The organism is uncultured Roseivirga sp. (assembly GCF_963973945.1).
GTDB lineage: Bacteria > Bacteroidota > Bacteroidia > Cytophagales > Cyclobacteriaceae > Roseivirga.
Window position 1 is genome coordinate 33,885 of sequence record NZ_CAXBBV010000015.1, and the last position, 11,795, is coordinate 45,679.

Genomic DNA, 11,795 nt, shown 5'->3' on the forward strand with positions numbered 1-11,795 from the left:
GTGCGTTGGTAGGGAAACATATTTTTTATATACCTCAATGCAAAAGAGAATTTTAGTAGTCGATGACGACCCCTCATTTAATAAAATGCTTTCGGCTTTTTTAGGCAGAAATGGTTTTTTGGTAGATTCTGTTTACACTTCAAAATCAGCTATGGAGAGCTTGGGCAACGACATGCCTGACTTGGTGCTTACCGATTTCAAACTCCCAGATTTAGATGGACTGGAATTGATAGAACTGATTAAAGGGAAGGTACCTGATATGGCCATTATTCTGATGACAAACTACTCTGATATTCGCACAGCGGTTAAATCAATACAACTTGGTGCTTTTGAGTTTGTTACCAAACCTGTAAATCCAGATGAGTTGTTACTGACTGTTCAGGCCGCTTTAAGTCAGAAAGACAAGCAGGAAACTGCTCCTAAAATTGAGAAAACAAGAAAGTCGAATACATCGCAGAAGAAATATATCATTGGTGAATCGGAAGGCTCTAAGTTACTTTGGGAGCATATTCAGTTGGTAGCTCCAACGCAAATGAGCGTTTTGCTCTTGGGAGAAAGCGGTACGGGTAAGGAGTATGCGGCAAGAATGATTCATGAAAGCAGCAAGAGGGCTGGCGAAACTTTTATTGCGGTAGATTGTGGTGCGCTTTCAAAAGAACTTGCAGCCAGTGAGCTCTTTGGTCATGTAAAAGGTGCTTTTACTGGTGCGCTTAAGGATAAAAAAGGCCAGTTTGAATTGGCTCAGGGTGGTACATTGTTTTTGGATGAAGTGGGGAATTTACCCTATGATGTTCAAATGCAGTTGCTTAGGGCTTTACAAGAAAGAAAAATCAAAAGGGTGGGTAGCGAAACCGATATATCGGTAGACGTCAGGTTGATATCAGCAACAAACGAAAAAATGCAACAGGCCATAGATGAACAACAGTTTAGGTTAGATCTTTATCACAGATTGAATGAATTTGAACTGAAGCTTATACCGCTCAGAAACCGTTTGGGTGATTTGGGTGAATACTTAAGCTTCTTTTTAGATCAAGCAAATAAAGAGTTAGAGAAAGAAGTAAAAGGCTTTTCTTATGAAGTAATGCAAGTTTTTAGACAGTACAGTTGGCCAGGAAACTTGCGAGAATTACGAAATATAGTTAGACGATCGGTATTACTTTGTCAAATAGATGAGGTTCAATTGGCTCAAATTCCTAAAACATTGATAAGTGAGCTTGATGAGCCAAAAACGACCAAGAACGAAAAGTTGATAGAGGAAAAACCAACCAATGGAGGATTGTTACATAACCTGAAAGCCATGCAAGAAGCTCAAGAAAAGGAAACAATAGAGAAGGTTTTGTTGGAAACCAAGTACAATAAATCGAAAGCTGCTGAACTCTTAAATATTGATAGATCAACGCTGTATAATAAAATTGCTAAGTATAACATTGAGATTTAAGCGCCAACAATTCTTTATTCATTTGAAGTAGTGTGGGCTGTAACTCATGAGCAGTTTCAAGCATTTTTTCATGTTTTCCTAATTGATGATAAACCTCAATGCTCTTCAATGTTTCTGAAATAGGGGTGTGGTTTATACTGTCGTATGTTTGAACCATTTTGTGTGCTGTATTGGCCAATAGTACTAGGTTTTCAGATGCAAGGAATTGATTAAAATCATTTACGTTTTTGTCATTGCTTTTAATGAGTTCTCGAATTAAATCAGCCAACAATTCCTCGTCATCGCCTGAAAACTGTTTAATACGCTCAAAATCAAATTTTAATGGAGAAGCATTTTGATTACCCATCTCATCATTATCTGGAGCAAGGTATAATTGTCCGAGGAGTTTCTTTAGGAGTTCGTTAATTGCCTTTTCTTGGTAAGGTTTTGTAAGTACATCTGAAAAGCCAACCGCTTTAAATTCCTTTAACTGTTTGGGTAGTGAATGGGCAGTAACCGCTACTACGGGTAAATCTTTATTGATTTTCTTCACTTCTTCTAAAATTTCAAAGCCATTGATTTGAGGCATGTTGATGTCTGTGAGAATAAGGTGAATAGAGCGATGTTCCCTTTTAATAAAGCTTAAGGCTTCTGTTCCAATTTCAAAAACAGACAATCTTTTTACCTTAGGCTGAAGTATGGTTTTTAGCAATGTGGCATTCCAATGGTCATCTTCAATCACTACCAAATGTGCATTTGCAGCATCTAGTAACGGGGTTTTAGTTTGATCTTGATCATTTTTCATTTTGTGTTTTTGATAAGGGAGTTGTAGTTTAAAAGTAAAGACCGTCTCTTTGTTTGGTTGGCTTTCTACCATGATTTTGCCTTTCATTGCCTCTACAAGCTTTTTAACAATCGCCAAGCCTAAGCCTGTTCCACCATACTTTTTAGTCACCGAAGCATCTTCTTGTTCAAAAGAGTTGAAAATCCCTTTGAGTTTTGAGGGTGCTATTCCTTTTCCCGTGTCTTTTACTTTTATGGTAAGGTCATATCGGTCTAACTTTTTATGAGAAGATACATGTAACCCTATTTTGCCTTGATCGGTGAATTTGACTGAGTTAGATAACAGGTTGATCAAAATTTGTTTTAGTCTGAATTCGTCTCCAATCAAGTCGACCTCTTGCAAATCTGGATCATATGAAACCGTAAATTCCAGTTCTTTTTTCTCGCATTGAAGTGAATAGGTATCTTCCATTTGAGCAAGTAAATCTGGTATATAGAAGGGCTTTTTTTGGAGGTTGATTTTGCCTGAATCGAGCTTTGAAAAGTCAAGGATGTCGTTTACCAATGTCATTAGGTACTCAGTACTTTCAGATAATGCATTGGAGTATTTTCTTTGTTCTGTATTTAACTCAGTGTTTTTCATTAGGTCGGAAAAACCAAGAATGCTGTTTAGCGGATTTCTAATTTCATGACTCATGTTGGCCAAAAACTCTTCCTTTACTTTAGCAAGTTGATTGGCCTTGTTCTTTTCCAATTCCAATCGCTTACTTAAATAGTAGGAGCTAGTTAAATCTCTACCAATGGCAATCAGGAAGAAGCCACCAAAGCCAATGCCGACAATACCAATGACCAATACTGCAAAAGTGGAGTCACGCGAAATCTCGTAACTTTCTTGACGCTTTTTAGCTGCGTTTTCTTGTTCGTAGATTTGTAACTGCCCAATAATCTCGTCTATCTCAGCCCTTAAGCGCATATCTTGTCTTAACAAGTTCAGTTCCTTGGAAGAGAGATTATATTGACTCCGAAATTCTTGATTGGCCACTTGTTGAAGAATTTCTTTTACCCTAAGCAGCATGGTGTCTGGGTTATAATCTACCAGTGTCAGTGTATCAATAACCACTTCTGTTGTTCTGACTGTGTCGTTCTGAACGGTTGTAACAGTATCTACCCTAATGTTTTTAGCACCAAACAAACGCTTTATGCCTTCCCATAGCCCTGGTTCTTTATACTCTGTGGCTACAAAGTCTTGTTTTATAACAGGTTTGGTTTCTTCGGTCGTTTTCAGCTTTGCCAATATTTTAGATTCTGTACTGGTGCTGTCGGTAGTTGTTTGTTTTATTTGCTCAAGGGCTTCAGTGCTGAAATTCTTGGTCTGTCTATTCTTTTTCGCTAGCAAAAAATCGCTTAAGTAATTAAGCTTTTGGAGAAAGAGGATTTCGAGCGAATCTACCCTTTGAATTTGAAGGCTATCTTCTGCCATTCTTCTTTTTAACTCATCAATACTGAGTTGTGTCTGTTTTATTTCGTTTTGATATGCTACATAAGCATCGTTATCATAGGTTAGAATGTATGACTGAATATAGTTTTCGGCTTTGGTAATTCCCTGAATAGTTTTCTGGATCAGAGGTGTTTTTTCATCTGGCTGAGAGAGTGAGTCGATTGAGTTGGTAAGCTTTTGGTAGCTGTCATAACTAAAGTATATACCACCGCTAATCACCATTATTATGATGATAAAGGTTACCCAAACTTTCTTTCTTATGTAAAAATCAGATGAGGATTTCATATGCTACTAACTATTTTTAGAGCTAATGTTCTCGGCAGCACAAGAAAAAAGATTTATGATTTGGATAAAGCCTTATTTGATAAGGCTTTCCAACCAATTACAGCTTTATTCTGTCTAGCTTAATGTCATGAGAAAATGCATATTCCTTATTTCCCTTGCTTCAGTTTTACTTTATTCTTGCGATAAATCAGATGATAGCGCAATGGTTCATTTAAGCATAAAGAATGAAGCACCTTTGCCTTTAGAGTTGGTGTCGATTCATTTAGAAGGAATTACCCATAGTTATGGAACTATCAATACAGGTCAAACCTCTGATACTTTCTTGTTTCGTAATTCTTATGTGGCCGACTCGATTACTTTTGAATACAACTCTGAATTAGGAATTGTAAAGCCAAGTGATGCGCTGTTTCAGTGGGCGGGAATGGAAGCAGGGGCTACATACCGTTATGTTATTCATCTAGATGAAAACGAACGATTTCAATATAGTGTAGGCAAGGTGAATTGATTCTGTTATAAAACTAAAAAGGCTACTCAAGTTTAATGAGTAGCCTTTTTGCTTAATTTTTATTTTATACTTTATTCAAAGTCCTTGAAGAAACTCAAGTCAGCTTTGTCATAAGCAGCTTTAAATTTAGGCCAAGCTGTATTGAAAAACTCATTCGTTGTTTCTTCAGTTAGCTTTATCATTTGTTCTGCTTTTCTAACAGCATTTTTTTCTGTTTCACCAGGTGTTCCCATACGAGAGTTGTTGTATCGTCTGGCTTCCTGAATAAAGTTGTTGGCCGTTGTAAAACTTTCTCTTACCACTGCTTGACCTCTTTCTCCAGGTACACCAATAGTAAGCTTTCTAACAGGCAAGAAACTCTCTTTTACTGTCTCAACTGCTTTTTTCAAGTCCTTCACTTTGTCAGCATCAACGTTTTTCATTTGTGCTTCCACTTTCTCAATGATTTCGTTCGCAGATCTGACTTTGTTTGTGATTTCAGCGAAAGACTGAGACATTTTCAATACTTGATCTTCAAAAGCTTTATTGGCTTGAAGCTCAGACATGCTGATTTCCATTCTTGGGTCAAGGTGTACTTTCACCATTTTAGAAACTTGTTGATCGCCAAACTCTAAAACCACCTTGTAAGTACCCGGTAGGGCTGATCCTGCAGATTGCTCACGGTCTTGGCCACCGCCTCCACCGAAGCCACCAAATCTACCGCCTCCTCCACCAGAGAATTCAACAGGATATGGGTTTCTTCTATCTAAGTTCCAAGATACAGTGTTTATTTCACCCTTTTTGATGTTAGAAGTTCTGGTGCGAATAGTATCACCACTAGCATTTAGAACAATCATTTTAACCTTGGTAGGCAACTTTACAGCAGGAGTTTCGGTTGTTTCTGCTTCTTTGCTATTACGTTTTCTACGAGATGATTTGTTGTCGTCAACGGCTTCTTCTTTTTTAGCGTCATCTCTTACCCAGAACTTCACGTTAGCAGAGCTTAAGTATTTGTTCTGACCTTCGAATGGGCCACCATCTGCAGCAAAACGCATCCCTGGAGGCTGACGATAGGTCATTTGATAAGCATCAGCAATATCGAACATTACAATATCAGACTTTTTAACAGCCTCAACACCTTTGGCAGCCATTTCTCTCAAAGGCCTTAAATCATCTAAAATATAGAATGCTCTACCAAAAGTACCGATTACTAGATCGTCTTCTCTTTCTTGCCAAGCCAAGTCCATAGTAGAAGCGTTTGGATAACCGTGGTTCCACTTGTTCCAGTTTTGGGCTTTATCAAAGCTTACATATAGGCCATTTTCAGTACCTAAGAAGATCAAGTTAGGCTCTCTTTCGTCTTGAAGAATAGAAAGCGTGTAGCCAAATACATCGCTATCATCTACAATTCTAGTCCATGTCTGGCCATAATCCATAGTATGGTATGCGTATGCAGTAAAGTTGTTTCTTCTGTAGTCGTTTGCAATTACAAAAGCTTCACCAGCATTATGGTGCGAGGCTTTGATTTGAGGAATCCAGCTACCAGCAGGTAAACCAGGAAGCTTAGCTGCTACATTAGTCCAGTTCTGACCTTTGTCTTTGGTTACTTGTACGTTTCCGTCATCAGTACCAGCCCAAATCACATTTTTATCAACCGGGCTAGGGGCAATGGCAATAATAGTAGTATGGTTTTCGGCACCAGTTGCATCTAGGGTTAATCCGCCACTTTCGTTTTGCTTTTGTTTTTCAGGATCGTTAGTCGAAAGGTCTGGAGAAATTATTGTCCAGTCATCTCCTCTGTTCGTGCTGTAATGAACAAACTGAGAGCCAAAATAAACATTGTTTGAATTGTGTGGGTCAACTGCCACTGGCGAGTTCCAGTTGAATCTTAAATTGGTGGCAGTATCCGGAGCTGTTGGTTTCACAGTTTTGGTGTAACCACTTTCTTTATCGTATCGAGTAACATTTCCTTGCTGCGACATGGTGTAACCGTATCTTGAATCATCAGGAATAGGAGCTACGTCAAAACCGTCACCAAAGCTTAATTCTTGCCAATCGTGGTTTCTGATTCCTGCATAGTTAAATACATAAGCAGGTCCAACCCATGAACCGTTGTCTTGCATTCCGCCATACACATTGTAAGGCATTTCGTTGTCTACGTTTACATGGTAGAACTGACCCACAGGAAGCTTTTCAGTGAATCTCCATGTTTTGGCCATATCACGTGTAATGTTCAAACCACCATCATTACCATCAATCATATAAGAAGGATCTTCAGGGTGAATCCACCATGCATGGTGATCTGGGTGAACCCCAGAGTAAGGAATGATTTCTTCCCAAGATTTTCCACCATCTTCAGATCTAGAAACTCTAGAGAAAAGGCTATATACTCTGTTTTCGTTTTTTGTATCTACAAAGATGTCGGCATAATAGAATGGGCGATCACCAATGTTTTGAGTAGTAGCAGAGGCTGCTCTTAATTCCCAGTTTATACCGCCATCTGTTGAACGATAAAGACCATTGGCCTTTGATTCGATCATGGCATAAACGTAATCTGGTCTGCTTCTAGAGATAGCTAAACCAATTCTACCATAGTCGCCTTTTGGTAATCCTTTTTCTCCAGTAAGGTTTTTGAATGTGTCACCACCATCATTAGTTACATAAAGTCCAGAACCTGGGCCTCCTGATTTGAAGAACCAAGGCCATCTTTTATGTTCCCACATGGCAACAAAGATCTTGTTTGGGTTAGAAGGGTCGGCTACCATATCGGCTACACCAGTAAGGTTGTTTGTATAAAGGATTTTCTCCCATGTCTTTCCACCATCTTTGGTTCTGAAAAGGCCTCTTTCTTCGTGTTCACCCCAAGGAGAACCAATTGCACCAACATAAACGATATTAGGATTGTCTGGATGAATGTAGATTCTATGAATGTTACGGGTTTTTTCAAGGCCCATCAAATCCCAAGTTTCACCTCCATCGATGGAACGGTAAACACCATAACCACCGCTAACAGAGTTACGAGGATTTCCTTCACCAGTACCTACCCAAATAATGTCTGGATTTTTCTGATAAATAGAAATGGCACCAATGCCAAGCACGGCTTCATCGTCAAAAAGAGGCTCCCAGTTAAGGCCACCACCAGTTGAACGCCATAAACCACCAGAAGCGGCACCTGCATAAATAATTTCAGGGTTACTTTCTACTACATCAATGGCCGTGATTCTACCACTCATGGCAGCTGGCCCGATGCTTCGGGCTTTCATGTCTTTGAAAAGATTCATGTCTACTTTTTGGCCAAAGGCTAAAGCAGAAAATAGCATGAATGTTAGACCCAAAATCGATCTGATTTTTGAAGGTCTAAATAGCTTTAAATGCTGAATACTCATTAAGTCGTTGATTTGATTGAAAATGAAATTTTAACAATTTAATCCAAGTACTCAGAAAGAGAAATTCAATTCGTAAGAGCGCAAACAATTCCATGTGAATGGTTAGTGCTTTCATTACCATTCGCTGATGAGAAGCTTAATGCCAAAGCCGAAATTTAGATGATCGAAACGAGATTTTCTTACAGTGAAATCATACACTTCATCCACTTTGTTATAGCTCACACTTTGTGGGGTTAGATAATTAACGCTGGAAGATTTAATGTTTTTTATGTTGAGGTCTATGCTTACAAACTCGTTGATAAAAAACTCTAAACCTCCTCCGAAGCCATAATTCATAGCGAAATCATCGATGTCGGTAACGGAGTCCCATTCTTCTTGTAAAGGGCCATCTCTAAAGTGCGATGAAGTGGCGATATAACTAAAGCCACCAAAGAAATCGACATAAGGTTGGATATTTCCAGAAACGGGAGGTTTAACTCTGATTAGTCCAAGCAAATAGGCCATTTGATTATTTCTTCTAACTCTAACATCACCTAAATCTTCACCATGCCAGCCATCACGAACTTCAGAGCCGTAACGAGTTACGCCAATCATGCCGCCTAAATGAATAGGAGAGCCGTTGATTTGAAAAGCAATGTCAGAGCTGAGGCCTCCACCCCATATCTCGGGCGAATCTTTTTTTAATTCTCCTACAGGAGCAAAGCCATTTAGGCTTAAACCAAAAGTAGATTGACCGTTTGAAAACATAGGAAAGAGAAAGAATAGGGCAGGTATTAAAAGATATTTTGACATGTTGTTGGTTGTTTTGACTTATGCTTTCTAACCAACTAATGTGCCAAAAAAATCAATAGAACTAATGCTAAAATATTTTGATTTCAATCTAAAATAATTAGTATTTTTGATTTTTAAATTCTTCACCATGAGCGTAGTTTCAGAAAATATTAAGCACTTGAGAAAACTTAAAAATTGGACTCAGGGCGATTTTGCAGATAAAATTGATATTAAACGATCGCTTGTAGGAGCTTATGAAGAAGGCAGGGCAGACCCTCGTTTAAATAATCTGCTCAATATGTCGAAAGTGTTTAGAGTGCCTGTGGACTTTCTGATCTCTAAAGACCTTTCTAACCTCAATGAAGAGCAAATTCAAAAATTAGTTGCACCACGAAAACCATCATCAAAAGTGCTCTCTATCACGGTAGATAGTAATAATGAAGAGCTGATTGACCTTATTCCTCAAAAGGCTTCCGCTGGATATTTAAATGGTTATGCCGATCCTGAATACTTGGAAGAGCTTCCTAAGTTTCAGTTGCCAAACTTACCAAAATCAGGTACTTATCGCGCTTTTGAAATTACTGGTGATTCTATGCTTCCTCTTAAACCGGGTACTATTGTAATTGGTAAATATTTGGAGGATGTAGGCGATATTAAAAATGGTCGTTGTTATGTGATTTTGTCAAAAGAGGAAGGGGTGGTCTATAAGCGAGTTTTTGATTACACTGCAGAAAATGGAAAGTTGTTTTTGGTGTCGGATAATAAGGCTTATTCACCATATGATATTCCAGTAAGTGATGTAATTGAAATTTGGGAAGCCAAAGCTTACCTTAGTATGGACTTGCCAGATTATTCTGACGATACCATGGACTTTGAAAAATTGAAAAGTATTGTCTTAGATCTTCAGCAAGAGGTGATTAAACTTAAAGATAATACGCCAAAGCTGAATTAGCTTTGGTCTATTTTGAGTTGTTTACAAAGGGCCAGTCGGTCTACCTTTCCAGAGGAAGTTCTAGGTAATGAGTCTACTAAATAAACCTCATTAGGTTTATGGTATTTAGCCAAAGACGATTCTAAAATAGATTTCAGCTCACTTGAGGTTTTATTGCTTCTGTTGACGATTACTGCTACAAAGGTTTCTCCAAGTTGATCATGATTTTGCTTTAAAAGTACTACCTCCGTATTCAGTAGCTTTTCAATATCACTTTCTAGTTGATCCAAATGTATTTTTACTCCACCAGAATTAATTACAAAATCGGCTCTACCTAGCCACTTAAACTCCGACCCTCTGAGTTCCACTACATCATTGGTTTGAACCCATTCATTAAGGGTAACGTCTGCTTTTATTCGTAAACAATTGCGCTCGTCTATTGCTACAGAAATGCCATCTAATATTTGAAAGAGGTCACTTCTATGGATGCCATTCATGCTTTTTAAGGCAATGTGCGAAACGGTTTCAGTCATTCCGTAAGTACTAAATACTTTGGCTGAAAGTGATTGCATCTCAGCTTCGAGTTGAGGGCCTATAGGGGCTCCACCTATAATAATGGTATCAATATTATTCAATTGCGCCCTTCCTTTTTCAGTGCCTAACATACTCTGCAACTGCAACGGAACAAGTGCAGCAAATGAAAAGGGGGTATTCTTTTTTAGGTGTTCTTCAGGGTTCGAAGAAGGAGGAACTAAAGTAAGGTTCCATTCAAATTCCATCGCGCGAACCAACATCATTTTACCACCAATAAATTCAGGATTGATACAGAGAAGTGCAGAAGTACCTTTGTTTATATTTAGTGCTTTAGCCGTTCTTTTAGCGCTGGCAATCATTTGCTGTCTGGAAATAGAAATTGTTTTGGGTTTTCCTGTAGAACCAGACGTATTTTGAGCAAAACTTTCCTTGCCAGACTGCCATTCATTTATGAACTTAGCGGATGAAATATAGGACTGATCATGGCTTGATTCTTGCGATAAAGGCAATTTTGAAAAATAACTTTCTGTCCCATTCCAAATCAATTTGCCGCTCATAGGCCAATTTTAATTCATTATGATTAGAGTTCAAACCTTAACGTTCGCCTTTCTCACTTTTCTAACCTTTTCTGTTTTTGGGCAAAGCTCATCTCAGTTTGTCATCAAGGGAAATGTTTCAGACCAGCAGACGGGAGAAACCCTTCCCTTTGCTTCTGTTTTCTTGGCTAATACTACAGTGGGTACGGTCACGAATGAAAAAGGAGACTTTGTATTGCGAATACCAAAATCAGGGTCATATGACTTAATTATCAAATTTTCTGGATACAAGACATATACCCAATCTGTTCAGTTTTTTGAGCCTCAAACGTTTGAGGTGAATGCAAAACTGGAAGTAGAAACGAGAGTAATAAAAGGAGTAACAGTAACAGCAAAGAAGGATGACGAATGGAGACGTAATCTTGAAGATTTTAAAATAGGTTTCTTGGGTACATCCGCATTTGCCAAGCAGTGTAAAATTCTTAATGAAGATGTGATAAATTTCTATTTTGATCAAGAGAATAATACTTTTGAAGCTTTTGCGAGTGAGCCATTGATCATTGAGAACAGAGCATTAGGGTATAGAATTAAATATGTTTTGGAAGGTTATATGGTAAGCTTCAAGGAGAAATACTCATCTTATTGGGGGTACCCCTCATATGAAGAACTTAGAGGAGATAAGAAGCCTAGGGCGAGATGGTTGAAGAATAGAGAAATCGCCTATATGGGGTCCGTAGATCACTTTTTTAGCAGCTTATTCAATAATAAACTGAAGGAAGATGGCTATATGGTACAGATGGCAAAAGATGTTGATGACAAAAGATATTTGGATAAAAATGAACTGGATTTATACCAGTTTCTAAAACCAGGTTCATCTGAAAACTCAAAACGGTTAGAGTTTGAAAATATACTTTATGTTACTTACACAAAAGAGTTGATTTCTTCTGAAATGGGCTCTGTCGTTAATGTTTCAAATGTACCTGTTTACGGAAATAAGCAGCGTTCTCAATTCCGTCTTCTCGAAGGTAAAACCTACATTGAATTTGAGAAAAGTGGGTATGTTTACAATCCACTGGATTACTTAGTGGCTGATTACTGGGCTATTGAAAAGATGGGCGATTTAATGCCAATAGATTATGTAAATACTCGATCTGCTAATAAATAGGATGA

The 11,795-nt window shown here is 38.3% G+C and carries 8 protein-coding genes; 4 read left to right on the forward strand and 4 right to left on the reverse strand.

Going from position 1 to position 11,795, the window contains the following annotated elements; genetic code table 11:
- The first annotated feature begins 37 nt into the window (after positions 1 to 37).
- Positions 38 to 1,438, forward strand: coding sequence for a sigma-54 dependent transcriptional regulator (locus AAC026_RS17815; protein WP_339700927.1), 1,401 nt, complete (start codon positions 38 to 40; stop codon positions 1,436 to 1,438).
- On the opposite strand, the gene AAC026_RS17820 is transcribed toward AAC026_RS17815, so the two are convergent.
- Positions 1,416 to 3,983 carry an ATP-binding protein gene (locus AAC026_RS17820; protein ID WP_339700930.1) on the reverse strand — a complete coding sequence of 856 codons (2,568 nt, stop codon included), beginning with the start codon at positions 3,981 to 3,983 and terminating at the stop codon, positions 1,416 to 1,418. The two genes, AAC026_RS17815 and AAC026_RS17820, sit on opposite strands and share 23 nt — an antisense overlap.
- Positions 3,984 to 4,110: 127 nt before the next feature.
- Here AAC026_RS17820 and AAC026_RS17825 point away from each other — a divergent pair, with 127 nt between their 5' ends.
- Positions 4,111 to 4,488, forward strand: coding sequence for a hypothetical protein (locus AAC026_RS17825; RefSeq protein ID WP_339700933.1), 378 nt, complete (start codon positions 4,111 to 4,113; stop codon positions 4,486 to 4,488).
- A gap of 71 nt (positions 4,489 to 4,559) precedes the next feature.
- On the opposite strand, the gene AAC026_RS17830 is transcribed toward AAC026_RS17825, so the two are convergent.
- Complete coding sequence (locus AAC026_RS17830; RefSeq protein WP_339700936.1) at positions 4,560 to 7,853, reverse strand: hypothetical protein; 3,294 nt, start codon at positions 7,851 to 7,853, stop codon at positions 4,560 to 4,562.
- 114 nt (positions 7,854 to 7,967) lie between these two features.
- Entirely contained in the window at positions 7,968 to 8,645 is a 678-nt protein-coding gene (locus AAC026_RS17835; protein WP_339700939.1) for a hypothetical protein, read from the reverse strand.
- Positions 8,646 to 8,772: 127 nt separating this feature from the next.
- Between AAC026_RS17835 and AAC026_RS17840 the strand changes: the two genes are divergently transcribed.
- A complete protein-coding gene (locus AAC026_RS17840) occupies positions 8,773 to 9,576 on the forward strand; it encodes a helix-turn-helix domain-containing protein (RefSeq protein WP_339700942.1) in 804 nt (267 codons plus the stop codon).
- On the opposite strand, the gene AAC026_RS17845 is transcribed toward AAC026_RS17840, so the two are convergent.
- A complete protein-coding gene (locus tag AAC026_RS17845) occupies positions 9,573 to 10,646 on the reverse strand; it encodes an AMP-binding protein (RefSeq protein WP_339700945.1) in 1,074 nt (357 codons plus the stop codon). The two genes, AAC026_RS17840 and AAC026_RS17845, sit on opposite strands and share 4 nt — an antisense overlap.
- Before the next feature lie 19 nt (positions 10,647 to 10,665).
- Between AAC026_RS17845 and AAC026_RS17850 the strand changes: the two genes are divergently transcribed.
- Entirely contained in the window at positions 10,666 to 11,790 is a 1,125-nt protein-coding gene (locus AAC026_RS17850) for a carboxypeptidase-like regulatory domain-containing protein (RefSeq protein WP_339700948.1), read from the forward strand.
- The last annotated feature ends 5 nt before the right edge of the window (positions 11,791 to 11,795 follow it).